General features: G+C 45.3%; 21 protein-coding genes. 4 read left to right on the forward strand and 17 right to left on the reverse strand.

The features are described from left to right. The first annotated feature begins 116 nt into the window (after positions 1-116). Entirely contained in the window at positions 117-1,718 is a 1,602-nt protein-coding gene (locus J4N44_RS19115; RefSeq protein ID WP_252045604.1) for a long-chain fatty acid--CoA ligase, read from the forward strand. A 102-nt stretch (positions 1,719-1,820) separates the two neighbouring features. Here J4N44_RS19115 and J4N44_RS19120 read toward each other — a convergent pair whose 3' ends face one another. Beyond that, entirely contained in the window at positions 1,821-3,404 is a 1,584-nt protein-coding gene (locus tag J4N44_RS19120) for a BCCT family transporter (RefSeq protein ID WP_195724084.1), read from the reverse strand. 292 nt (positions 3,405-3,696) lie between these two features. On the opposite strand from J4N44_RS19120, the gene J4N44_RS19125 reads away from it, so the two are divergent. Continuing rightward, on the forward strand, positions 3,697-6,114 hold the full coding sequence (locus J4N44_RS19125; protein ID WP_252045605.1) for a beta-mannosidase: 2,418 nt from the start codon (positions 3,697-3,699) through the stop codon (positions 6,112-6,114). Between the two features lie 67 nt (positions 6,115-6,181). Here the strand turns inward: J4N44_RS19125 and J4N44_RS19130 are convergent, their stop codons facing one another. The 11 genes from J4N44_RS19130 to J4N44_RS19180 form a co-directional block, all read right to left on the reverse strand. Next, positions 6,182-6,835: a LuxR C-terminal-related transcriptional regulator gene (locus J4N44_RS19130; protein WP_005451270.1), complete on the reverse strand. Its 654-nt coding sequence runs from the start codon at positions 6,833-6,835 to the stop codon at positions 6,182-6,184. Continuing rightward, complete coding sequence (locus J4N44_RS19135; RefSeq protein ID WP_005451271.1) at positions 6,835-7,650, reverse strand: helix-turn-helix domain-containing protein; 816 nt, start codon at positions 7,648-7,650, stop codon at positions 6,835-6,837. The genes J4N44_RS19130 and J4N44_RS19135 overlap by 1 nt, the downstream gene beginning before the upstream one ends. A 64-nt stretch (positions 7,651-7,714) precedes the next feature. After that, positions 7,715-8,731, reverse strand: a complete 1,017-nt coding sequence (locus J4N44_RS19140) for a GGDEF domain-containing protein (protein ID WP_353505868.1) — start codon at positions 8,729-8,731, stop codon at positions 7,715-7,717. 372 nt (positions 8,732-9,103) lie between these two features. Further along, positions 9,104-9,358: a hypothetical protein gene (locus J4N44_RS19145; protein ID WP_026000163.1), complete on the reverse strand. Its 255-nt coding sequence runs from the start codon at positions 9,356-9,358 to the stop codon at positions 9,104-9,106. Positions 9,359-9,505: 147 nt separating this feature from the next. After that, positions 9,506-10,732, reverse strand: a complete 1,227-nt coding sequence (gltS, locus tag J4N44_RS19150; protein ID WP_005451274.1) for a sodium/glutamate symporter — start codon at positions 10,730-10,732, stop codon at positions 9,506-9,508. A gap of 219 nt (positions 10,733-10,951) precedes the next feature. Further along, positions 10,952-11,491, reverse strand: a complete 540-nt coding sequence (locus J4N44_RS19155; RefSeq protein ID WP_172581360.1) for a disulfide bond formation protein B — start codon at positions 11,489-11,491, stop codon at positions 10,952-10,954. 11 nt (positions 11,492-11,502) lie between these two features. Further along, positions 11,503-11,658, reverse strand: a complete 156-nt coding sequence (locus J4N44_RS19160) for a DUF5993 family protein (protein ID WP_252045607.1) — start codon at positions 11,656-11,658, stop codon at positions 11,503-11,505. 152 nt (positions 11,659-11,810) lie between these two features. Next, entirely contained in the window at positions 11,811-13,304 is a 1,494-nt protein-coding gene (locus J4N44_RS19165; RefSeq protein ID WP_252045608.1) for an efflux transporter outer membrane subunit, read from the reverse strand. 2 nt (positions 13,305-13,306) lie between these two features. Then, positions 13,307-16,363, reverse strand: coding sequence for an efflux RND transporter permease subunit (locus tag J4N44_RS19170; protein WP_252045609.1), 3,057 nt, complete (start codon positions 16,361-16,363; stop codon positions 13,307-13,309). 9 nt (positions 16,364-16,372) lie between these two features. Then, positions 16,373-17,455 carry an efflux RND transporter periplasmic adaptor subunit gene (locus J4N44_RS19175; protein WP_029790137.1) on the reverse strand — a complete coding sequence of 361 codons (1,083 nt, stop codon included), beginning with the start codon at positions 17,453-17,455 and terminating at the stop codon, positions 16,373-16,375. Positions 17,456-17,557: 102 nt separating this feature from the next. Further along, positions 17,558-18,439 carry a LysR family transcriptional regulator gene (locus tag J4N44_RS19180; RefSeq protein WP_005451283.1) on the reverse strand — a complete coding sequence of 294 codons (882 nt, stop codon included), beginning with the start codon at positions 18,437-18,439 and terminating at the stop codon, positions 17,558-17,560. Positions 18,440-18,568: 129 nt separating this feature from the next. On the opposite strand from J4N44_RS19180, the gene J4N44_RS19185 reads away from it, so the two are divergent. Next, the gene (locus J4N44_RS19185) at positions 18,569-18,928 is read left to right on the forward strand and encodes a DUF6559 family protein (protein WP_009697199.1); all 360 of its coding nucleotides are present in this window, start codon (positions 18,569-18,571) and stop codon (positions 18,926-18,928) included. On the opposite strand, the gene J4N44_RS19190 is transcribed toward J4N44_RS19185, so the two are convergent. The 5 genes from J4N44_RS19190 to ppsA form a co-directional block, all read right to left on the reverse strand. Further along, positions 18,925-19,221 carry a Dabb family protein gene (locus tag J4N44_RS19190; protein WP_009697198.1) on the reverse strand — a complete coding sequence of 99 codons (297 nt, stop codon included), beginning with the start codon at positions 19,219-19,221 and terminating at the stop codon, positions 18,925-18,927. The two genes, J4N44_RS19185 and J4N44_RS19190, sit on opposite strands and share 4 nt — an antisense overlap. A 157-nt stretch (positions 19,222-19,378) precedes the next feature. Then, positions 19,379-20,635 carry a tyrosine--tRNA ligase gene (gene tyrS, locus J4N44_RS19195; protein WP_047515128.1) on the reverse strand — a complete coding sequence of 419 codons (1,257 nt, stop codon included), beginning with the start codon at positions 20,633-20,635 and terminating at the stop codon, positions 19,379-19,381. An 81-nt stretch (positions 20,636-20,716) separates the two neighbouring features. Further along, a complete protein-coding gene (locus J4N44_RS19200) occupies positions 20,717-21,538 on the reverse strand; it encodes a LuxR family transcriptional regulator (protein ID WP_047515131.1) in 822 nt (273 codons plus the stop codon). Between the two features lie 117 nt (positions 21,539-21,655). Continuing rightward, positions 21,656-22,435 (reverse strand): lipid-binding SYLF domain-containing protein, encoded by a 780-nt coding sequence (locus tag J4N44_RS19205; protein ID WP_252045610.1) that lies wholly within the window; start codon positions 22,433-22,435, stop codon positions 21,656-21,658. Positions 22,436-22,620: 185 nt separating this feature from the next. Next, positions 22,621-24,990, reverse strand: coding sequence for a phosphoenolpyruvate synthase (gene ppsA / locus J4N44_RS19210; RefSeq protein ID WP_026000165.1), 2,370 nt, complete (start codon positions 24,988-24,990; stop codon positions 22,621-22,623). 348 nt (positions 24,991-25,338) lie between these two features. Here ppsA and ppsR point away from each other — a divergent pair, with 348 nt between their 5' ends. Then, complete coding sequence (ppsR, locus tag J4N44_RS19215) at positions 25,339-26,175, forward strand: posphoenolpyruvate synthetase regulatory kinase/phosphorylase PpsR (RefSeq protein WP_005451298.1); 837 nt, start codon at positions 25,339-25,341, stop codon at positions 26,173-26,175. Positions 26,176-26,222 lie beyond the last annotated feature (47 nt).

The following is a 26,222-nucleotide window of genomic DNA, read 5'->3' on the forward strand; positions in this document are numbered from 1 at the left end:
AATAGAACTTTCGAATCTAATCTTATTCTTGTGTACTGAATACAGTCACGCTTTTGAGCGATAATAGAGTCACTCGCAAAGCGAACGTTAAGAAAAATACAAAAAGAACCCCCGATATGAACCAGTATGTAAATGATCCATCCAATTATCAGTTACTAATTAAAAACTTGCTGTTTTCCCCAGTTGCTTTCAACCCAGAGCAAGAAATCGTCTACGCTAACCACCGCCGTCATAGCTACAAAACGTTTCATGACCGTGTAAGACAGTTTGCCAACGCGCTTACCAAAATGGGCGTGAAAAAAGGCGATACGGTTGCTGTGATGGATTACGACTCCCACCGTTACCTTGAGTGTTACTTTGCTATCCCAATGATTGGTGCCAAGCTGCACATGATTAACGTTCGTTTGTCTCCAGAACAGATCCTTTACACCATTGATCATGCCGAAGATGACATCATTCTTATTCATGAAGAGTTTCTACCAATCTTAGACCAGATCAAAGGGCGCATTGATACGGTCACTCGCTACGTTGTGTTACGTGATGATGAAGAGTGTGAGTATGAACGCCTTCTTGAACAGGAAAGCACGGAATACAATTTCCCTGATTTCGATGAAAACACGGTGGCGACAACTTTCTACACCACGGGTACTACAGGATTGCCAAAAGGCGTTTTCTTCACGCATCGTCAACTTGTTCTTCATACTATGGGTATATTAAGCACAATCGGTACCAACGCTTCACAAGGTCGATTGCATCAAGGTGACATCTACATGCCGATTACGCCGATGTTTCATGTCCATGCTTGGGGGCTTCCATATATGGCAACCATGCTTGGTGTTAAGCAAGTCTACCCGGGTAAGTATGTTCCAGATGTTTTGCTTAACCTGATTGAGCAAGAGAAGGTGACGTTCTCACACTGTGTGCCGACTATTTTGCATCTACTTCTGAGCTCTCCAAAGTCGAAGGCGATGGACTTTTCTGGGTGGAAAGTCGTCATTGGTGGTGCTGCGCTACCAAAAGCATTATGTAAATCAGCTCTAGAACGTGATATCGACGTATTTGCTGGTTACGGCATGAGTGAGACTGGACCTATTCTTTCTATCGTCCAATTGACGCCTGAGCAATTAGAGTTAGATGTCGACCAACAAGCGGAATATCGCTCGAAGACAGGTAAGAAAGTTGCGCTTGTAGAAGCGTATATTGTGGATGAGGATATGAACAAACTGCCTCATGATGGCGAAACCGCTGGTGAAATTGTTGTTCGTGCACCTTGGTTAACGCCTAACTACTACAAAGACAACAAAAACTCTAAAGCACTATGGCGTGGCGGTTACCTGCACACAGGTGATGTGGCGCATATTGATGACGAAGGCTTTATCAAGATCACTGACCGCGTAAAAGATATGATTAAGATATCTGGTGAGTGGGTAAGTTCTTTAGAGCTTGAAGACATTCTCCACCAGCATCAGAGTGTTTCCGAAGTTGCGGTGATTGGTATGCCGCACAACAAGTGGGGTGAAGTGCCGTTAGCTTTGGTGACATTGAAAGAAGACGCTCAAGTCACAGAAAAGGAACTGTTAGGTTTTGCGAAAGACTTCATCAATAAAGGGATTCTTGCTAGAGAAGCATTACTACTTAAAGTGAAGATAGTGGACGAGATTGCTAAGACCAGCGTTGGTAAAGTGGATAAGAAAGAACTGCGTAAACTTCATCTGTAAGTAGTGAAACTTTTTGAATCCAAACCATAATATTCGGCCCCGACACAGGTTATGCATCGGGGCCGATTTTCATTTAGTTAAGGCTGCGTACTCAGTAACGTACTAAATCAAACCTTGCTCTTTCGCCATGTGGTTCGCGATGCTTGGTGCTTTCCAAATGCTTGGCAGCAGAATAAAAGACACGGGTACTGCCGTAATGACGATGAAAGACTGCAGTGCAGAGATACCACCTGAGCCCATAGAAATAAGTGCGATTGCCACCACCCCCATCATCAAGCCCCAAAATGAACGAATAACGGCATTTGGCTCGGTAGAACCCGTCATCACGACACTAATGGTGTAAGTCATTGAATCACCAGTCGTTACGATAAAAGTCGTAGTCAGGATCAAAAACAATACTGAAATCACCATTGGGAATGGCAATTCAGAGGTAATGGCAAGTAGAACTGCGGGAAGGTTAAAGCCTTCGAATGCTGATGAAATCAAACCTGGGTTTGCTAGCTCGAAGGCCAAGCCGCTGCCGCCAACAATGCTGAACCAGAAGCAGGTGATCAAAGGCGCAGCGATGCTGATAGAGAGGATCAACTGACGAATGGTTCTGCCTCGTGAAATACGAGCAATGAAAATCGCCATCATTGGTCCGTAACCAATAAACCAACCCCAGAAGAAAACCGTCCACCAACTTAACCATTCTGTGTCACCACGATAAAGCGCCATTGGGAAGAAGTTATCAACCATGCGACCAATGCCTTGTACGTAACCATCCACAATAAAGCTAGTTGGTCCGAAGAACAGAATGTAACCAATCAATGCTACAGACAACACAATGTTGTAACGGCTAACAAGTTGAATGCCCTTGCTCACGCCGCTTAGCGCTGACAAAGTGTACATGAGAATCGCAGCGACAATCACCAGGCTTTGAGTAATGAAGGTATCTGGCAAACCAAACAGAGAGTTCAATGCGTAGCTGATTTGTAGACCTAAGAAGCCGATTGGACCAATAGTACCAGCGGCTACAGCAATGATGCTGCACGCGTCTGCGACATCACCAATTCGACCGTGAATCGCTTTGTCGCCAAACACAGGGTACAGCAAAGTGCGTGGTTTAAGCGGTAAACCTTTGTCGTAGTGAAGGTGCATTAACACCACAGAAGAAAGACAACCTAAGATAGCCCAAGCAAGGAAGCCCCAATGCATGAAAGACTGAGAAAGCGCATTGATTGCAGAGGCTTTTGGTGAGGCTTCACCATATAAAGGTGGTGCAGAAACAAAGTGAGCAATAGGCTCAGCTGCAGCCCAGAATACACCGCCACCAGCAAGTAGGGTGCAAAGTACGATTGATAGCCATTTAAAGGTATCGATATCTGGTCTCGCTAAACCACCTAAGCGTACGTAACCCGTACGACCTAGCGCAATAGCCAAACCAATAAGGAAATTCAGAAGGAGTAATACTTGCCAGAAGGCACCGAAGTATTGAGTTGCAAAGCCAAAGCCTGCATTAACCATTGCGGTCAGAGAGTTTGTATTCGTTAGAGCTAGCAAAACAAACACAGTGAGGAAGCTACCACTTAACCAGAAAACAGGGTTAGTGAGTTCAAGACGCTTGAGAAGGGAAGGAGGATGAATCGCAGAATAGTCTGCCTCCTGAATAGGAGCATGAGAGGCGGCGTTCGTCATATTTGACATAATTACTTCGCTTTTTAGGGCTCGGAAGCCGTGCATTTCCCTCACACGAATAGCTCGAAAAGTGTGAGGATGATCAAAAAGCCGCTGATACTAGCACGTTGAGCACACCAATATAACCGTAGAGCCAGATTAATTATGGAAATCTGAAGCAAATTACTGATTTTGGGGTAGAGATTTTTTGCGTGAAGTGCGCCGCATTTCATACGTAAATGACATTTCCCTTATTCTTGCAAGGACATCTCAGGATTACATTGAGCCAACCTGTTCTAATAAAAATTAAAGGTCTTATCCTATGGCTCATGTTGAACTCAATGGAATGTGGCAGTTAACTTCACCACAGCACCCAGATATCGATATTCCAATGACTTTGCCTGGAGACAACGTTTCTGCGTTGTTACAAGCAGAGCTCATCCCTAATCCTTATTTTGCGGATAACGAAGCGAAAGTTCGTTGGATTGAAACGTGTGATTGGCATATTTCACGTCAGTTTGATGTGGATGACGCAGTGCTCTTTGCCAAACAAGTTTGGATGACATTTACTCGTGTTGATACTTTAGCGACGTTTTACATTAATGGTGAGCAAGTACTAACTTGCAGCAACATGTTTGCCCAACAACATCTTGATATTAAACCTTACTTAAAACAAGGCACTAACACGATTCGAGTTGAGTTTGCTCGCGTAGACTTAGAAGGCGCAGAGCGAGCAAAGAAACTGTCGTTTCCTATTCCTTCGGCGATGGGGAACAACCAGATCCCGCACATGAACTTGATTCGCAAAACTCAATGTCATTCGGGCTGGGACTGGGGCATTTGTTTGATGGTCTCGGGTATCTATGACCCGATTCAAATCGATGTTGTCGAGGACGTGTGGTTAAAAAGCTTCTCCACAAACCAGCAATGGCAGACAGATGGAAGTGTATTGGTTGACGTTCTTATAGAGGTAGAGGCTGGCAATCAATGTCATGAAATCATTGTTAATTTTAATGGTGAACGACAAGTGCTCCAAACCGAAGGAAGTGGTCACTATCACTGTGAGTTCCTTGTAAGCGAACCTAAGCTTTGGTGGCCGGCAGGTTATGGCGAAGCGCACCTCTATTCCATTTCAGTCACTTCTGGTGAACAAACTCTAGTCCGTAAGATTGGTTTACGAGAGTTGAGCTTAAATAATCAAGCTGATGAACATGGATCGGCGATGGAATTCATCATTAATGGCACTCCGATTAATGCTAAGGGGGCGAACTGGATTCCGATCGATGCCATGCCGGGGCGTGAGTGCGAAACCCGCTACCGAACGCTTTTACAAAGTGCCGTTGATGCCAACATGAACATGATTCGTGTCTGGGGTGGTGGGCAGTATGAGAGTGAAACCTTCTATGACTTGTGTGATGAACTGGGGCTGTTAGTTTGGCAAGACATGATGTTTGCTTGTTCGCTTTACCCTTCTAGCGATGACTTCTTAAAAGAAGTTGAACAAGAACTGCGTTTCCAAATTCCACGCTTAAAAGAACATCCATCTATTGCGTTATGGTGTGGCGACAATGAAGTTATTGGAGCTATTGGCTGGTATGACGAATCCAAGCATAACAAAGTGAAATATACGGTGAACTATGACCGTCTCAACCGCATGATAGAGCAGGTGATCAGACAGTTAGACGAATCTCGTCGTTTTTGGCCTAGCTCTCCTTGTAATGGTGAACTGGACTTCGGAGATGCTTGGCATGATGACAGTAAAGGTGACATGCATTTTTGGGATGTGTGGCATTCAGGAAAATCATTTAATGCCTACCTAAACATTAATCCTCGCTTTTGCTCAGAATTTGGTTTCCAATCTTGGCCTTCGTTTGCGGAAGCAAAACAGTTTGTACCGGAACAAGACTGGAACGTTACGTCACCTACCTTTGAGCAGCACCAAAAGAACCCACGTGGTAACAGCATCATTACTGAGATGTTCACCCGATATTTCCGTTTTCCTAGCGGCTTTGAGCAAATGTTATACCTTAGCCAAGTGCAGCAAGCGATGGCTATCAAAACTGCGTGTGACCATTGGCGAGCCATCACACCGATATGTCGTGGCATGTTGTATTGGCAACTTAATGACAACTGGCCTGTGAGTTCATGGTCTAGCATCGAATACAGTGGTCGTTGGAAGCAGTTGCATTACCATGCGAAACGCTTCTTTGCACCTCAGTATTTCGTGTTCTCGGAACACACAGGCAACTTGAGCCTGCATCTGCTCAACGATGCCAAAATACCAGTTAGTGCGGATATTCAACTTCATTGGGTTAATTGGCAAGGCGAAATTGAGAAAACTTGGCAGATAGAGAAAACGGTGACGAATGATAGCAATACTGTCATTTGGTCTTTAGATGAGCAGGTTGACCTAGTTGGTTTAGGCGACCTGAAGTCTGGGTTCTTGTATGTGGAAGCGCAGGTGGGTGATGAACGGATCAACAATACCTGGTTTAGCACTCATGAACTTAAGACGCTACCTATGGTTAAAGCAAATATTGAAGTAACGATTGAAGCAAACCAAGTGACCCTACGGGCAAATAAAGCGGCGTTTTTTGTTCATTTGGAGTGTGATACGGCTGGGCGCTTTGAAGATTCAAGCATCACTTTATTGGCAAACCAGCCCGTTACGTTAACATTCTTGGGTGACGATTGGGCGGCAATGGCAGAGTCTCTGCGTGTTTACCACTTGATGCAATAACGGAAAGCACTTTTGAAAGGGGGCTTCCGTGCTCCCTTTTGATTTCTCAGCCTGAGAACGGCTTGATTTAGAACAGGTTTCGTTTTGCCCAAGTGATCGCCTGCATTCGATTCTTCACTTCAAGTTTGCGAAAGATACTGTAGAGGTGCGACTTCACAGTGTGCTCACTTACAAACAACGAGTCGGCGATATCGAGGTTAGAACCTCCTTGGCAAAGCGCTGTAAGTACTTGCATTTCACGTCGAGTTAGCTCAATTTCGAGTTTCGTGTCGAGCTCAGCAACCGAGTGATTTAAGTTTACAAGATAGCTCACTAAACGGTTGAGTATGTCGCGTGAGAGCCAGTTTTCACCATTCACAACGCCTTTTAATCCTCGAATCACCTTGTCAAAATCTTCATCGAAGTAAAACAGACCTTTTAAGTTCGACCAAGAGAGCAGACTCTCGATGCCCAAATTAGGTTCGGCATTAACCAAAACGGTCGCATCAACGTGATCGAGCTCGTTGAGCACGACTTTAACCCCAGAGAGATCTGGCAGTGAACTGTCGACAATAGCAACATAGTGTTCATCGCGATAAACAGGAAGATCAGTACTTGATCCTTTCGCCAAGAGGACTGGTTGACCAAGCTGTTGTTCGATTGTCGTCTGTAAGCCTCTTCCTTGAATGTTGTTGCAAGTGAATAATAAGATGGTGTTGGTGGTTGGATTGTTATTCATCATTAGTGGGCCTCCTGTCGAGACTGCATAAATTCATTTCCTACTTGATGGAACCGATACAAAACAAGATCTAAGAATCCATCGAAGCAGTGTTTAACCATTGGGTTTTCAAATATTTGAGTGGCGGGTGCTTTGAAGTACGTGACTCGCCGATGGTGATAGAAATCCCGTATAAAAATGTCGAATAAAAGTTGCTTTACCACGGGTTCATGAACCGGAAAGTGGACAACCGCATTCCCCATGACTTGGATGATATCGGTGACTAAAAACTTCAGGATAGAGCGCCCCAAATGCCATAAGCTTAGAATCCTAAATTCAGACCTCAGCTCTTGATAAATAAGGTGTCCGACTAACATGCCTTTACAGTAATACAGGCGTACCTTACTTGAAGATTCATCAAATTGATTGAGCGTATCTGCCATACCGCCTGGGGTGATTAACTGCTTGTGGACTGCATCAATTTGTTGATACTCCGACGCGCTTATTTGATTGAGTGAGCAACTCTTTACATCGGTGACTTGATACTCATAAACAATGTCTTTAAAGCTTAAATAAATGTTTTTACTTTGCGAGGCTTTAACGCGCTTATACTCGCTTGAGGTATATTGATATTGCTCACCAATATAATGAGAGAAGGCGAGCCTTTTTAATAAACTCGGTGTGACTTTTCCGCTTTCCCATTGACTTAATGTAGGTTGATTTAAGCTTTCAAAAGCACTGTAACTCCGCGCTAACTCGTCTGCCAACTGACCTTGAGTTAAACCTCTCTCCTTTCGAATTGTTGCAACAGCATGCGAAAATTCTAACTTGCTAACCATATATCTACGTCCTGAACTCATTATATTTTTGATTGCTTGAAACGACTCGGTATGAGTCGCAAATCTATGTTCTTGATCTTTTAGTGAGATACATCATTTGGTCTGCGTGCTGGATTAAGGAATCGCTGCTATTGCCCTCATAAGGGAAACGTGCAATACCAACACTCAAACCGATGTGAACGTTTTGAAAATGGATAAAAATAGGTGCGCTACACGCTTGGTGCAGCGAAGACTGAAATTGTTCTAAGTCCTTTGTACTTTCTAGCTCAGGGAGGCAAACAATAAACTCATCACCACCTATCCTTGTTGCGAACTGACCACCACTGAGTAGGTTTAAAATACGCTGGGCGGTGATTTGTAGTACTTTGTCTCCGGCGTCATGACCGAATTCGTCATTCACCGATTTAAAGCCATCTAAGTCGATATATAACAGAGTAAACGGTTGAGCTCGTTGTATCTGTTGTTCGATCAACTGATTGCCTTTGAATCGGGAATAACACCCTGTTAGCTCGTCAATCTCGAGCAGTCTTTCTAGTTTTTCAACTTGTTCATATTGCGTTTGCCAGGCGCTAAACCAATAGCACTCGATGGAGCGCAAGCCTTGGTAAATAAAGAGATTGAACAAGTAAAGAAACGTGCTCCGAATGGAGAACTCACTTAAACCCTGTAGTTTAAACAGGTAATTACCTGCGGTTATCAAATCAATGTTAAAGCAGATTGCCATTGATAAGACATATGTGAGTGCCGACCAAAATACGCCAAACTCAATCAGGGTTAAAAGGAGATTCACGGTGACTAACGAAGAGAAGAGAAAGTGCCCGCCTAAGAAGTAATACAGGTAAAAAGTGAGGGTGTAGCCGAGGATCAGAGCGATGACAACAGACTGATGCTTTTGCTCGAGTGCAAATGATTTGCCCACCCAAAGGTAGGCAAGACAGACCATCGCGGAAAATATATAAGGAAGGTATACAACATAATCAACCCCTCTGATTGCACAAGCGACTAAGGTGATAAGAATCCCAAGACTTGTGGAGCGCATATAGTAGCGCGTAAAAATTTTGGTGAACTGCGTTCTGTCCATAGTTATGTCTCAAAGGAACAGCAAATAATGGGCAGTCAGAGAGAGGATTCTGTATGGGTTGAGTGTGGATGGAGGACGAGAGAAACATAGAACCAGCCCCGCATAAATAAGGAAATGCGAGGCGCATATGCTTTTTCGGGCGTTTTTCTCGTCTGCAAGCGACACTGCATTTCATATAGTTGCTCGATACCTACTGCCGTTTTTATAAACTATTCTATGAGGCGGGGTTGCATAAAACTATACGGTTTTCGGGAAAATGCTCCGATCTCAATATGTCCGCGTAAAAAGTGCGTTAACCGGTAAATTATTGAGGAAAAACTAGTACTTAAGTACTATTCGGGGTGATGAAAATGAGTCTTAAGTTTGAGATGTCTACTTGAGTTTTTGGTGGATACGGTAACCTATTGCATAACCAAGATAGAATAAGGCTGCAAGGGTAATAAACGCAGAAATGTAGGCAAACAAGTGATTCAGCCCTAAGCCGAATGACAGGGTAAAAGCAATGCCATTCACGGCTTCCATTGGGATCTTGTACCAAGAGGCGTGTACGGTCGAACCAAAAAGAATAAGGGTTCCGATTAAAAAGAGGGTGCCAATTGATAGGCCAACCCATCTGCTGCTGTTCATGTTCATCTCAAGAGTTACAGAGTTCGTAACAAAATATTTCAAGGTCAACATTATACAACTTAGTGAGGGGGGAAGTGGTAGCAATATTTGCTTGAATAAAGCAAGAGAACACCGAAGTGTCCTCTTTTTAACCAGATGGCGTTTTAATTATCCAATCCAATTGATGAAGTATGGAATGATCAGTGCGTTGGCTAAGTCGATAAAAAACGCACAGACTAAAGGCACGATGATAAACGCTTGGTGAGAGTTACCGTACTTCTGTGCGACTGCCGACATATTTGCCATCGCCGTTGGAGTGGAACCAAGAGAAATTCCACCAAAACCAGAACAAACCACCGCCGCATCGTAGTTTTTTCCCATCAAAGGGAAAACGACAAAAATCGCGATACAAATAGCGACAAGAAACTGTGCGCCAAGAATGATGAAAATCGGTCCTGCCAAATCCACCAAAGCCCATAGTTGCATACTCATCAGAGACATCGCCAAAAATGCTCCTAACGCCATATCTGCGATCAATGCAACCGCGGGTTTTCTAGCCGGCCAGCGCGTTCCTGTTAGGCGCGGGTAAGAAGCAGGAATCAGGTTAGAAATCAGAATACCAGCAAACAGACAAGTTACGAACAATGGCAGCTCTAACCCTAAACTGCTGACGCCTTCATTCAAGATTGCACCTAAGATAATACATACATGAATCGCTAACATCGCGTCTAAAAAGTCATAGGCATTGATCGAGGGTTGAGGCTCATCTTGCGCGGTACCGACATCCATCTCTTCAACTTTCGCGGGTTTGAGGTTGTGTTTGTTGATCAGGTACTTAGCAATAGGTCCTCCCATTAAGCTTGCTAAGATCAAACCGAATGTCGCGCTAGCGATACCGATTTCCATGGCGGTATTTAGGTCAAAAATTTCTGCAATCCTTGGTGACCAAGCGATAGCAGTGCCATGCCCACCAATTAATGAGACTGTGCCACTTAGCAAGCCAACCGCTTCTGGTTGACCGAGCATGGTGGCGATTCCGATACCAGTAAGGTTTTGAATCAACATATAGCCGATGGTGACCGAAAGCAGAATTAATAAAGGCTTTCCCCCTTTAAACAGATCTTGCAAGCTTGCGTTAATGCCGATGGTGGTAAAGAAATACACTAAGAGTAGGTCACGAGTCGCGAGATCGAATTGGACATCAATTTGGGTAACGTAATGAATCACCGCAAACAGTACGGACACCAAAATACCGCCAGAAACCGGTTCTGGAATACTGAATTCTTTAAGGAAAGTACTCGCTTGCGTTAATCGCCTACCTAAGAATAAAACGATGATTCCAAGAGTCACCGCGAGAAAGGATTCGACTTGTAATACACCGTCGACAAAGTTCATAACCACTCCTGTTCTAATAAAACATGATGAGAGAATTAATCGGTACGTTTACCTCTAAACATACTGACATGTTTGAATGACATCCAGTTGCATACTAATGAATTTGAACCAAGTCGGATTACTCTGAGCATGGTATTCCCATGACAGATAGAAAAGAGGAGTGATACAAGGTTGCGTTAGCCTATGCATGACTCCTCGTCGAATCAGCTCAGAAAAAAACTAATTAAATAGCCAGTAGCTTTCTGGGTTATCAGGGCATTGGTATGGACCACACTCGGCAAATGTACCGATGGCATTAAGTGCGACAACGGAGATAGCCAACAGGCAAGCAATTCGACCAAGGTTGCTCATTTGGTAAGGTTCCGGTGACTCTTCTTTACTGGTGAGCATAAGGATGACCGCCACCGCAAATATAGTCGCGACGAACAAGACAAACGCCCAAGTGTAATAATGCATACCTAAGATAGGGCTACCATAACCAGGCGTTCCCGGAATGACATGCAGTGAGACTTGTCTTAGCGATGTGGCTACGCCATAAAGTGTGCCAATTAGAACCACGCCATAATGTCGAGCGTGCGGACCGTAAACCACATTCAGTAGGAAGCCGAACATGATCATGACAAAGCCAATGCGTTGTAACAGACACAATGGGCAAGGCAGTTCATTGAGTACAAATTGCAGAACAAAACCAATTAACAACACGGCGGTCATGCCGAGTAATCCGAGGGTATTGAGTAAAGCCAAATAGTTGCGATTCATATCAACGCCCCCTACAACAAAATAGCTAGAGGATCGGTTGCATGGTGGTTGAACCAATACAGCCCAATGAGCACGGAGGAAGCAAAGAAGGCATAACCCATCGCTTTCTTGCCTAAAAATGCACTGAGCATCGCGATTAACAATAGTACAAAAATTAGTGTCATCATGAGGGAGTTCCTTCCTTACTCTCTGATTTCAATCCTTTTAACTATAGGAAATGCGTATCAATGCGCGACTTTATATAAAAAAGAGGAGAGGGCAGATTCGAGGTCCCAGATGAATCTGATCCTCTCCCCAAAACCGTTTTTACAAAAACGCGTTACTTACCGTCTTGTTGTGGTGGTTGTTCCAACGCCCAGTCACCGCCTAATGATTTATAGAGTGCGACGGTAACTTGTGCCGTTTGCAATTTGGCAGCAAGCTGACGGTCTTGCATCATGCGTTTTTGTCGCTGTGCATCAAGGACGGATAAGTGATCGATTAAACCTGCGCGATAGAGTGATTTCGCTTTGCTGACCGCGTTGTCCGTTGCCTCCAGCGCTTCTTCAATTCGGCGTTGGTTCTCTTGGCTTCTTCCGTAAGCAAATAGGGTCGAGTCTACTTCTGTAAATGCGGAATCAACGGCGTGTTGGTAAGCCAAGGTGGCGGATTCAAAACGAGCTTGGTTGATTTTCTCTAACGCTTCACCACGACCTCCGTCAAATACATTCCAACTGATACCTGCTGAGCCTACCCAGCCAAATGAATCACTACTGAATAAGTCATCAAAGCTAGACGCTGAAACACCTGGCGCCCCTGTTAGGAAGAACTTCGGATATTGATTGGCCACACTGGCTGCGAGTTCTTCATTGATGGCAGCCATTTCACGTTCCGCAATGCGGATATCTGGTCGACGCTGCAACAGGTCAGAAGGCAGCCCAATCGGTACCACATTTTGCATGGTAGGTACTGTTTGTGTCTGAGCGAGTCGTATCTCGACTTTCGATAAAGGCTCACCAAGTAGTACCGCAATGCGATGCTTGTGCACTTGTTGTGCGATTTCCAATTGAGGGATGATGGATTCCATTGCTGCCAATGTTGCTTTAGCTTGGGCTAAATCGAGCTCGGAACCGTAACCACTGCGAACCACCTTTTCGACCAAATCCATGGTTTTTTGTTGGTCCTCTAGGTTGGATGTTGCCAACGCGAGACGTTCTGTTGCACCTTGATATTGTAAGTAGTTGTGGATCAAATCAGCGGTGAGCAATGTGGTGAGCCCACTCTGATAGATTTCAGCTTGTTCTACACGAATCTTTGCCGCATTAGATTGACGCTCAAGACGCCCAAATAAGTCCACTTCCCATGCGATGCTTGCACCAGCAAAAACGCCATCATGTTGATTATCTAATAGTGTCGTGTTGCCAATCTGCGGCGGTAAACCTGCTGCTGAATCACCAATCGGGTTGAGTGCAGGACCCAGCAGAGAATCATTTTTGCTCAGTTGGTAGTTGAAGTAACCCGCGCCAATATTAACGGTTGGTACTTTGAATGACTCTACAACGGTTTTGTAGTTCTCAGCCATCTTGATGCGCTCTGCTGCCACTCGTAACGGGATGTTTTGGCTTTGCATATCAAGGACTAAATCGTTCAGCGTCGGATCATTAAATTCCGTCCACCAAAAGGCTTCTTTTTCGCTAACCTGGTTGACGTTGCTTTGCTCTGCATGAAGATAGGTTTCAGCCATACTTATGGTTGGCGCTTGGTAGTCGGGACCAACAGCGCAACCGGATAAACTCATGGCCAATACAAGTGGCGCAAGAACGAACTTTTTCATGATTACGCCTCCTTCAGTTTGGCGTCAGTGTGGATTGTTTGTGGCTTTTCTTTGTATGCCAAGCGATACAGTGCCGGCATGATGAACAATGACAATACTGTCGCTGCTGCCAAGCCACCGATAATGGTTGCTGCCATTTGGTCGAACAATAGGTCTGACAGCAGCGGAATCATTCCAAGGGCTGTTGTTAATGCCCCCATAGAAATCGCCATCGTTCGGTTGACGGTAGCCTCCTTAATGGCATCGACTAATGCGCGTCCATTTGCTCGCTCTAGTTCGATTTGATCCATCAATACAATGCCATTTTTAATGATCATCCCAGTCAGCGTTACCGCACCAATCAATGCCATAAAACCGAATGGTTTATCAAAGCCAAGCAAAGCAAAGGTTGCACCCGTTGCGGCCAATGGCAAAGTCGCAAAAATGATGATTGGTTGTTTAAAACCGTTAAACATCGCGACCAAAATGATCACCATAATTAACATCGCTTTCGGTAATTGCTTGAAGATATCCGTAACAGCTTTGTGCTCGTCGTAGAACTCTCCACCCCATTCCAAGCTGTAGCCCGCAGGAAGGTGAATGGCTTCAATCTGATCTTTCACTGCATTTCTTACTGTCGCTGGTGTCGAGTGACGTGCGACACCCGCTTGCGCAGTGATGGTTTTTACTCGGTTACGACGCCAAATCATGCTCTCTTCTGGTACTAACTCAAAGCCATCAACCACCTGACCAAGAGGTACGCTGTGCATGCCCAGTAGTGAACGTACAGGTAATGTTTCCAGTGACGCCATGTTTTGAGAAGTGCCACGCAGTTGAATTGGAATGAGCTCATCATTGAGATTCATCTGTCCCAAAGGCATGCCGTCAGAAGCGCGTTTCAAAGCAAAGGCGATGTCCGCACGGTTGATACCAGCTTGACGCATTTTGTCTTGATTGATGATGGGTTTGAGAACCTTGCTCTCTTGGCGCCAGTCATCACGAACGTATTTTGCATCAGGATGAGTAGCAAAAATGGCTTTTGCTTGATCCGCTAGCTGATGCAGTACTACTTCATCTGGACCAGAGAAGCGAGCTTCGACTGCGTATTTGTCCGAGGTTGCGAGCTTCAGCGCTCTAAAGCGGGGCTCTGCGTCCGGGAATGTGTTCTGCAGCCATTTATCACCACGTTCAACAAGTTGGCTGATGCCTGCGTAATCCTTGGTATTAATTAAAATCTGACCATATGCGGGATCAAACGGTTCGGGTTCTACAGTCACAGAGAATCGAGGTGCACTTGCGCCCATGTAGCTAGAAATACTTTCTACTTCAGGTTGCTTGAGCAGCCACTGTTCGACTTTGCGCATGTCTGCTGAGGTTTGCTCAATCTTGGCGCCATTTGGTAGCCAGTAATCTAGGAACACGATAGGGCGATCCGATTGTGGGATGAAGTTTACCGCTACATAGGGCACGGCAAATGCAGTCACTAAAATCAGCGGAATCAATGCCGTCAGTGCTTTCATCGGATTGTCGACTGTCCAAAACACTAATTGCTTGTATCGGCTTGGTTTGGCATCTTCATCCGCGGGTGTTGGTTTGATGAACATCCAACACATCAATACGGTGAAGGTCATGGCTACCAGCCAAGACAGTAGCAGCGATGAAGCAACAATGTAGAATACTGAACCAGCAAATTCAGCCGAGTCAGTTTTCGAAAACAATACTGGGCTTGCACCCATGATGGCGATGATGGTGGCACCAAGTAGTGGTACCGCCGTTTCCTTGACTGAATCAATAGCAGCACGAGTGCGCTCAATGCCTTTGCTCAGCTTCACGATCATCATGTCAGTGATCACGATGGCATTATCTACCAACATGCCTAGCGCAAGGATGAAGGTACCTAGCGAGACACGATGCAAATCAATTCCCGCGATGTTCATGTAAATCAACGTGAGCAAGATTGTTAGCAACAAGCTTGAGCCAACAATCGTTGCGCTTTTAAAGCCCATGAAGACCAGCAGCACCACGAATACGATACCGACACTTTCCAGTAGGTTGCCCACGAAGTCATCAATGGCTTTTTGTACTTCCTCTGGCTGATAAGCGACGGTAGAAATATCGACGCCGAGCGGCAATGTTTGCTCGTAGTTATGGATAATGTCACGAATAGTATCGCCCAATGACACAACGTTAATGCCTTCAACAGGACTCACCGCTAAAGTCACGGCAGGTTGACCATTAAATCGACTTTCTGTCAGCGCGGGAGTTTGGTATCCCATACTCACTTCGGCGATGTCACCTAAGCGAATTAGACCTGTGCCTAGTTCACTTACGCCACCTTTGATTACCAAGTTGCGAATATCGTCTAGTGATTGAAACTCGCTGGTTTGCGTGATGCGAATACGCTCGGTTCCTGCGTCGAATCTCCCCGCTTCAAAGGTCATGTTTTGTGTGCTGAGCTGGTTCCACACTTGCGCAACAGATAAGCCGTATTGTGCTAAACGTTCATCAGGCATATCGATGTGCACGACACGCGGCTGTACGCCGTGAAGTTCGATCTTTTTGATGCCTTTTACTGCCTTAATTTGACGCTGAAGCTCTTCTGCATAACGACGTAATTCTTCTGGTGCTGCGTCTTCACTGTGGATAGAGAAAAGCATGCCGTACACTTCAGAAAACTCATCTTGAACTATGCTGATTTGTGCCGTAGAAGGCAGTTGTAGCTTCACGTCGTTCACTTTACGTCGCAGTAAGTCCCATTGCTGAGGCAACGCTTTTGAATTGAGACTCTCTTTCAAATCGACAAATACCATCGACATTCCAGGACGAGACAATGAACGTAATCGGTTCAGTTCTGCCATTTCTTGCAGCTTAGTCTCAATAGTATCGGTCACTTGCTGTTCGACTTCTTGAGCCGATGCTCCCGGATACAAGGTCACCACGACAGCGGTTTTAACGGTAAAGCTTGGGTCTTCTAATTTCCCTAGGTCGAAGTAGGAGTAAATACCCGCCACCACACTTAAGGCGATGAAGAACAACACGAAAGTACGCTGTCTTATCGCGAATTCGGCTAAATTGATCATGGTTTGAACCTATAGCGTTTTGATGGTTAGGTTTGGCGTGTTATCGCCTGGTTTGAGATAGTGAGTTCCGCTGATAACGACATAGTCACCTTGTTGGAAATCGCCGGAAACACAAGCTTGATGAGAATCGATGGATTGCAAGTTAACGGGTTCACTGTGTACGACAGCATCTCGCACCACGTTGACGTGTAGGGTCTTCTTTTCGCCCAAAATGGCAGAGTATGGGAAGCAGTGGCTTGATTGATTCGGTTGGAACGAGGTCGTTACCGTAACCGCTTTACCATTGAACAAGTTTTTAGAAATAGAATCGATCGCTAGCGTGACAGGATAAGTTTGCTTGATTAAATGCTTTTTTGGAGCAATCTCGGCGACTTTTGCACTGTAGGTTTGCTCAGCACCGTACCAAGAAAGTGCTGCAGATTGACCAAGGTTAAACTGTCGAACCATATTTTCTGGCACATCGATATCCACTTCCCATTGCCCATCTTGCTGAATCGTAGCCACGCTCACGCCAGGCAGGGTTTGTTCGAAAGCATCAATACGGACTTCACCAATGTTGCCAGAAAATGGTGCGCGTAATGTGGTGTAAGTCAGTGCGTCTTCCGCTCGCTGGATGTTTTTTTCTACCACTTTGACAGCGGATAGACTGCGTTCATAACCGCTGATGGCACGGTCTAAATTAACGCTAGCAATGGCATTATCGTCAGTTGCTTGCTTAACGCGCTTAAGCTCCGCTTTCGCCAGTTTATGTGCGGACTTTGCCTCCAGCATACGAGCTTGTAGCTCTTCTAGTGAGACTTGATAATCGTGTGGGTCAAGCGTAGCAATGACTTGCCCTTTCTCGACATGATCGCCTTTCTTCACCAAAACGCTTTCTACCGTGCCTGGTACACGAAAAGAAAGAGAAGCACTTTCTTTGGCGTGAACAATGCCGCTAAATGATTTGCTTGAGGCGGAGTTGCTGTCCTTTACTTCGACGACTTGTATTGGTCGAGGAGATTCAGGTTCGGCGAATGTGGTTTGGTTTTGGTTACAACCAAGCAGCGCGAGTGTCGCTGCACTTAACGCTGTGGTTTTGAATAGACGGTTCATAAGATGGCTCCCTAATTTTGGTGCCATCATACAATCGAACGCTGTTCAGATAATTACTCGACTCTGAGACTCACTGTCTCAAAAAATGAGACAATAATGTATCTAAACCAATTTGGGGATTTCTTTAATTAGATGCTCAATAAGTAATCGGCTCGCTTGGCTTAGGGTTTTAGGTTGAGGGTAGAGTAGCCAGCCAGACTCTTCTGTTACCGAATACTGTGACAATAACTGGACCAAAGTGCCCGATTCTAATTCACGTTTTACGAGTAGTTTGGGCATAAAAGTAATGCCGCGATCTAAGATGGTGGCGTTTTTAATAAAACCGATGTTATTCGAGATAAGCTTGGGACTGAGTTGTACGCTTTGTTCTTGAAAATGCCAGACATTATCAATGTCGCCATTTGGCCAACGGAAGCACACGCATTGATGCGTTTTTAATTGCTCTAGTGTTTCCGGCGTTCCATGGGTTTGTAGGTAGCTCGGGGAGGCGACCAAGCATCGGTCGAGCGTCAGCAGTTTGCGTGCCACAATATCTGAGTCGAATAGTGCACCACCGTGAAACGCAATATCCAAGCCTTGTTGGAACATATCATGGAAGCCGTTGTTGATATTACGAATATCTAACTCAACATGAGGGTATTGATCGTGAAAGTCGAACAGAATAGGGCGCACTAGTTCATCGGTTTCAGGTAATAAACCGAGCTTGATTCGACCGCGGACCTCATTGGTATCGTTGCTGACTTGCTCATTTGCAGAGTCGAGCATAGTGAGTGCTTTTTGCAGATTCTCGTAATACGCCTCGCCGTTGTTGGTGAGCGATAAACTGCGTGTTGTTCGATGGAATAGCTGTGCTCCAAGAGATTGTTCTAACTCTCCAATTCGCCGGCTTACATTCGCACGTGGTAAGTCCAGCGCATTGGCTGCGGCGGTAAAGCTACCTAAATCCACCACCTTAATGAACAGTTTGAGATCGTCAATTTTCACTCTGGCGCTCCATGCTTATTGAACACTGTATTAAACCGTGACACTCTAAAGCATCACAAGGTTATGCACAAAACATAACGCGACTTTTGATAACCGTCACTTGTCATCAAATAGAAATAGGGAATTAATGTGCTGAGAGTTATCCAACGCCGTCGAATCAAAAAGGTCATTAAATTACTGTCTGCAAGGCTAATAAAGGGCTATGGCAGTCGTGACTACTTTTCTATTGGTCAAGTTCAGAGCAGTACAACTGAGTTAAGCAAGCGCCAACAACACATTGCTTTGGCGCTTTATGCTAACCCTGAAGCGCTTAACTCAGAAGAAGCTGCTGAAATTCAGTCTCTACGCACTGATGTCGCCAATGATTTTTTCGAAGGTGGTGACTATAACGCGCAAGATGTGTTGAATTTATTGGGCTCTGGTGGCTGGAAGGGAGGACGTATGGATGATGATATGTCCCACCGATTTGGAATGAATAGCCGATACTAAATCTCGTAATCGAATACGATGATGTCTTCAAGCAGAGGTCTAAATACTTCTTTCAAGGCGTCGTGCTCAGGGTGAGGCAGATAATTCTGACGACCTGCTTCATCAGCAAATGTCATCATCACGGCGTGCGTGTAGTCTTTGTTCTTTTCTTCTGGGCTGTTGTTTAAGCCCCACTCAACGTCGTTTACGCCTTCTACTTTCGTTGGCATGGCTTCGAATAGCTCTCGTAATTGCTGAATTTTTTCGCTGGTGGCAGAAGCTTTAAATTTGATGAGTAGAATGTGTCTGATCATGGCTTTGGTCATGTTGTTGTTTTTGAAGAACAACACTATAGCGGGCATCTGCGCTCAAGTTAGCTCTTAGCTTCACAAAATAGGAAAACTAAAACGCGAGCACTTTGGCTCGCGTTTTAGTTAAGTTAGCTAGATTATCGGTAGTTAGTGTGAGCGATTAACCTTCGAGACGCTTCACCAAGCAGAAGTGCTTTTTACCGCGTTGAAGCAACCAGTACTGGTCGAACAGTGGGAAGTTCAAACTTGGTTTTTCTGCATCGATTTTTTCGCCGTTCACACTGACGGCGTTGTTGCCAATTAGCTCACGAGCAACGCGTTTTGAGCTGGCTAGACCGGATTCAACCAGAAGCTCAACCAAGTCTTGCTCAGCACTTTGCATGCTCGGTAAGCCATCGAGTTCCAACTGTTTTAGCTCGCTCAAGCTCAATTGCTGGACATCACCGCTAAATAGCGCTTGAGTGATTCGCTCTGCACTTGCTAATCCTTTTTCGCCATGAACAAAGCTTGTCATTTGTTCTGCTAAGATACGCTGTGCTTGCGGTTTGCCTTTGCTCTCTTTGTCTTGTGTTTCAATCGCTGCAATCTCATTGCAACTCAAGAAGGTGTAGTAGCGTAGGAAGTGGTAAACATCGGCATCTTCTGCGGATAACCAGAATTGGTAGAAGGCGTAAGGCGAGGTTTTACTTGGATCCAGCCACACTGCACCTCCTTCGGTTTTACCAAATTTAGTGCCATCGGATTTCGTGATCAAAGGTAAGGTTAAGCCAAATACTTGTTCACCATTTTGACGGCGAGTAAGGTCAATGCCGCTAACAATGTTGCCCCACTGGTCGTTACCACCGATTTGTAAGCGACAGCCGTACTGACGGTTTAATTCTGCAAAGTCGTAAGATTGCAGCAGTGCGTAACTGAACTCGGTGAATGAAATCCCTTGGTCTGGGCGTTGTAAGCGTTGCTTAACCGACTCTCGGCTGATCATGGTATTCACGGAGAAGTGTTTACCCACATCGCGGAAGAAGTCGATCACGTTAATTTGCTTCACCCAATCTGCGTTGTTTACCATGATCATTGGCTTGCTGACTTGGTTATTCATCAATTGTTGAATTTGGTTCGACAGATCTTTTACCCAGCCTGTTACGGTTTCTTCTGAGTTTAAGCTGCGCTCTGTAGCTTTAAAACTTGGATCGCCGATCATACCCGTTGCCCCACCAATCAGGGCGATGGCTTGGTGTCCTGCATCTTGAAAGCGTTTGAGCATAATAAGTGGAACAAGGTGACCGATGTGCAAGCTACCTGCGGTTGGATCGAAGCCGCAGTACAAGGTTTGTGGCTCAGAAAGCAGTTGTTGAACTTGGTCTAAATCACTCGCTTGGGCAATCAAGCCGCGAGTTTGTAAATCTTCAATCAGTGTCATCGTCTTATCTTTATCTGGTTCGGTTGTATTCAGATTAAAAGGCGATGCGGAATCGAGATATATCCCTAAAGGGACAGTTTGTTACCTTGATTGAGTGATCAGGTGGTTGAGAAACAACTGAAAGAACTCGCTTAAAGATGCCACATTCAGTTGAGCGTAGATGCGTTTACGGTGATTCTTGACTGTGCCTTCTACGACATCTAGCTGCGTTGCAATCTCTTTGCTGTCATAGCCTTGCGCGATTAATGCGGCAATTTCTTGTTCTCGATTAGTGAGGACAGTTTCGCCAAAAGATGCCAGAGCGGATTCAATTGCAGTACGCATTTGTCCCGAGTAGGTGGTAGGACTGAAAACTGGCTCGGCGAGTGTAAACTCGGTTTGTTTCCAGTGCTGTCGGCACAAAGACTGAATAATGGCAAAGTAAGATTTGAGCTTGGCTACTTGAGGCTTGGTGAAGCGCTTATCGTCCTGCATAAAACCGAAGTAGAACATCACCCAACGTGTCGGTTCGATTTCGACCAACATGCTGAGTTCATCTTTCCAGCCAGTTTGATGGTAGAACTGCTCGCAGTAGGCTTGATAATCGAGATCGTTGCGCGCGACATCTTTTCTCACCACGTCTTTGAGCGTAAAGATACCTTGTTCTTTGTTAGCGTTAAGTTTTTGATAAAACGGGTCATTTTGAAAAGAAGTCGTGAGATAACGCTGGAACAGTAGCTCGCGTTCATTTTCAATCGAATCATACAGATAGATAGGGTGTTTGCCTTCGCGGTAGCCGAGGATCACTGCGCAATCAAAACTCAGTAGGGAAGCTATCACGCGCATGAGTTTAGGCGTAAAGCTTGGTGAGTTAAGGGCAGATATTGTTTCTGCAAGCTGAGTGTTGAATGCGTCGCTGGGCATGGTGATTCGGGAGTTCGATAAAGGTTGGGGTAAGCATAACGCAACAGGCTGATATCCCAAAGTGATCAGAAAGGGGAGCGTTGTGCTCCCCCTCAATAAATCATTGTCACTCAGAGATTACTGTGAATCGGTTAGCTCTTTATTCACCCAGTATTTTGAGCCAGAAACATTGGCATCAACTAATAACCCTGTGGTGTTTAGCTGATATACTGCTACGCCGCTGTTGAATTGCGCTGTCATTTCTTCGCCGTTCTCACCAGCGACTAAAGAAGCTTCGCTTGATGCTTCCCAACCTTCTTCGACAAAGGTGTTAAAGTCTTTTTCTTTTTCAAACAGTACGACCTGTTGGTAGAACTTACCACCAACGCCAAGAGCGACGCCCGCACCAAACATATTCATATAAGTACGTTGATCTGTCGACTTGTTGACCGCAACCCCAGAGCCAGAGTTGGTATGGAACATCAGCGATAGTTTGCGTGAATCAAAAACCGCGTAGCCGTATGCCTTGTCGTACAGTGCTTTGGCTTTAGGCTCTTCATTGAACAGTTTGAGAAGTGTGCTATCCGCCATAAGATCAATCGCTTGGCGTGCTTCTTGAGGTGTATCGCCTTCCATCAGTTCGGTGATCTTCTTGTCCGCTTCATCGATCCAACCTTTACTGGTTTCAATGCTTGCGTCGGTCCACTCGCCAGCGGTGTTAATCGCATCTTCTGACCAATTGGTGAAGTCCTCCCAAGCTTGTTTGGAGAAGGCTTTGGTGCTGTCCCAAGTTTCTTTAGCGGTGTCAGAGACGGCATCTCCTAGGTCTGAAAGGCTGTTGGAAATGTCATCCCAGTCTGCATAAGCGGGAGAAGCAAGAAGCGTTAATGCGGTGATGAGAGCAAGAGGCTTTTTCATAGGTCCGTTCTTTTATGAAATCATATCCTTTTATTCTAGGTGAAAATTTTAACAGGGAGAATTGATCAGCTTATTGGGTTGGGATTGCTGTCACGAACTCACGTAGGTTTGACATAATTAAGACACAGTAAAAAGCCCTCAAACTCAGGAGCTTGAGGGCTATATTATCGACAGAGTAGAGTGGCTTATTTGCTCACTTTACCTAGCTTCAACCAGGTATCGATAACCGTATCTGGGTTCAATGACACAGAGCTGATGCCTTGTTCCATTAACCATTCTGCAAGGTCATCGTGGTCTGATGGACCTTGACCACAGATACCAACGTATTTGCCTGCTTTAGTGGCCGCATCGATCGCCATTTGTAGCATGGCTTTCACCGCTGGGTTACGCTCATCGAATAGGTGTGCAACATCGCCAGAGTCACGGTCAAGACCAAGTGTAAGCTGAGTCATGTCGTTTGAACCGATAGAGAAGCCATCGAAGTACTTCAAAAATTCGTCAGCAAGTACCGCATTTGATGGCAGTTCACACATCATGATGACTTTTAGACCTTGGTCGCCACGGCGTAGGTCGAACTTAGCAAGTAAGTCGATAACCGATGCCGCTTCGCTCGGTGTACGAACGAACGGGATCATGATTTCAACGTTTTTCAGACCCATCTCGTTACGAACGCGCTTGATTGCCTGAGTTTCTAGCTCAAAGCAGTCTTCAAACACTGGAGAAATGTAGCGAGATGCACCACGGAAGCCCAGCATAGGGTTTTCTTCATGCGGTTCGTAACCTTGACCGCCGACCAAGTTGCTGTACTCGTTGGATTTGAAGTCAGACATACGTACGATGACGCGCTTTGGCCAGAATGCTGACGCGATGGTCGCAATGCCTTCTGTTAGCTTACTAACGTAGAAGTCGATTGGATCTTTGTAACCACGGATACGTTCAGTGATTTCAGCTTTTAGCTCATCGCTTTGCGCGTCGAAGTTCAGCAGCGCTTTCGGGTGAATACCAATCATCTTATTGATGATGAATTCAAGACGCGCAAGACCGACACCTTCGTTTGGAATCTGAGCGAAGTCGAATGCACGGTCTGGGTTACCCACATTCATCATGACTTTGGTTGGTAGCAGTGGAAGCTCATCAACCGCAGAACGTTTCACTTCGAAGTCCAACTCGCCTTGGTAAACGTAACCCGTTTCGCCTTCAGCACAAGATACTGTTACGGTCTCACCGTCAGTCAGTTTGCTGGTGGCGTCACCACAACCAACGATAGCCGGAATACCAAGTTCACGTGCGATGATGGCTGCGTGACAAGTACGACCGCCACGGTTTGTAACAATCGCAGAGGCTTTCTTCATCACTGGTTCCCAATCTGGGTCAGTCATGTCTGTAACCAGTACATCACCGTCTTGGACCAATGACATTTGGTCTAGGGAGTCAACCAAACGTACTGGACCTTTACCGATACGTTGACCAATTGCACGGCCTTCAACCAAAACGTCTGCTTTGTTGCTCAGCTCGTAACGTTCAATTACGTTTTGCTCGCTTTGAGAACATACGGTTTCAGGGCGTGCTTGAACGATGTAAAGTTTGCCGTCGATACCATCTTTTGCCCACTCAATATCCATAGGACGCTGGTAGTGCTTCTCGATGATCATCGCCTGTTTTGCCAGCTCTTTGATCTCTTCATCGTTCAGAGAGAAGGCATTGCGCTCTTCTACAGAGGTATCGATGATCTCAACTTGCTTACCGATCTCTTGGCTATTTGAGTAGATCATCTTGATCTGCTTAGAGCCAAACGTCTTCTTAACGATAGGGTATTGACCCGCTTCTAGCATTGGCTTGTGAACGTAGAATTCATCAGGGTTAACTGCACCCTGAACCACCATTTCACCCAAGCCCCAAGAAGAGGTGATGAATACGACCTGATCGAAGCCAGATTCTGTATCTAGGGTAAACATAACGCCAGAAGAGGCTTTGTCCGAGCGCACCATGCGTTGAATGCCTGCCGATAGCGAGATGCCTCGGTGGTTAAAGCCTTGGTGTACGCGGTATGAAATTGCACGGTCATTGAACAGAGAAGCGTAAACGTGCTTAGTCGCTTCTAAGACTGCATCAATGCCTTTTACGTTTAGGAACGTCTCCTGCTGACCAGCAAATGACGCGTCCGGCAGATCCTCTGCAGTTGCAGAAGAGCGAACAGCAACAGAAATCTCAGGGTGATTATCTGTCAGTTCTTTGTAGTTATCGCGGATGTCTTGTTCAAGATCCGCTGGGAACGGGGCTTCTAATACCCATTGACGAATGGTGGCACCTGTCTTGCGCAGGGCTTCTACATCCTCAACGTCCAGTTCATCAAGTAGTTGGTGAATACGCTCATCCAAACCTTCGTGGTCAAGGAATTGGTTAAACGCATACGAGGTTGTCGCAAAACCGTTTGGTACCGATACACCAACATTGGCTAGGTTAGAAACCATCTCGCCAAGTGAAGCATTTTTACCGCCGACTTTGTCGACATCATCCATGGATAGTCCATTGAACCAGAGGGTGTTCTTTTGCATGTCTTTCTCCAGAAACATTGCAGCTTTGTAGGGATTAATACCAACCTCGAACAGTGGTTATGCATCCTTGCAGGTCAATGTCATTGAAGACGCAGTTTCGAGCTGATAGCAGCCATTGTAGATAAGGGGCGTTAACTACAACTTCCCAACTAGGGCTTAAACGAATTTTCCGACGCAAACATGTATCAACACTTTTCTTGGTTGATATGAAAGGCAAACGATTACGTATTTGCTGAAAAAAACTCCGAAGAATTTTCAAAGCTGTGGGGAACGTAATTGCAAGCCAAACTCATTTATTAATATTATGTAAACCATCCTACTCAAATGAATTTGAAAAATTAAACTAAAATGCAAATAAATAACCAAAGTCGTGATGTATTCTATGTTTCTGACGGAACGGCCATAACATGTGAAACATTAGGACATGTTGTTTTGGGTCAGTTTCCCTTTATTCCTAATGAAAAAACCTTTCCTTTTGTTGAAAGTGAAGACAAAGTTGCCGATGTTATCAAAGAAATCGAGATTTCCTACCAACGTGATGGCGTGAAACCGCTGGTTTTCTTTTCGATTGTTGTGCCAGAAATTCGTGAAGTGTTGCTCAAAGCTCCCGCTTACAGCTATGACGTGCTAGAAAGCATTGTGCAAAAGGTACAAGACGACATTCAGATGGCTCCTCAGCCTAAGATGCAGCGTTCAAGAAGCGTGAGCAAAGATTCCGATACTTACTTTGACCGTATCGCGGCGATTGAGTACACACTTGCTCATGATGATGGTATTACGCTCAAAGGCTTGGAGGAGGCTGACATTATTCTGCTTGGCGTCTCACGCAGTGGCAAAACCCCAACCAGTCTTTACATGGCGATGCAGTTTGGTTTACGTGTGGTGAACTACCCGTTTATCGCTGAAGACGTCAAGATGATGCGTTTGTTGCCGGAGTTCGAAATTCATCGGCACAAACTGTTTGGTCTAACCATCAATCCAGAACGTTTGAATGAGATTCGCGAGAACCGCTTATCAGGCAGCGAATACGCGAGTACGGAACAATGCAAACTGGAACTAGATACGGTAGAAGCGTTGTTTAGAAGAGAAGCAATTCCGTATATCAATACGTCTTCTTTGTCTGTAGAAGAGATCACTACACGGATTCTTGAAAGAGCAGGGATGAAGCGCCGCTTGTTCGGCTAAGTTTCCTGTAATAAATCAAAAAAAGAGGAGGCACCTGTGCCTCCTCT

Source organism: Vibrio sp. SCSIO 43155 (assembly GCF_023716605.1).
GTDB lineage: Bacteria > Pseudomonadota > Gammaproteobacteria > Enterobacterales > Vibrionaceae > Vibrio > Vibrio harveyi.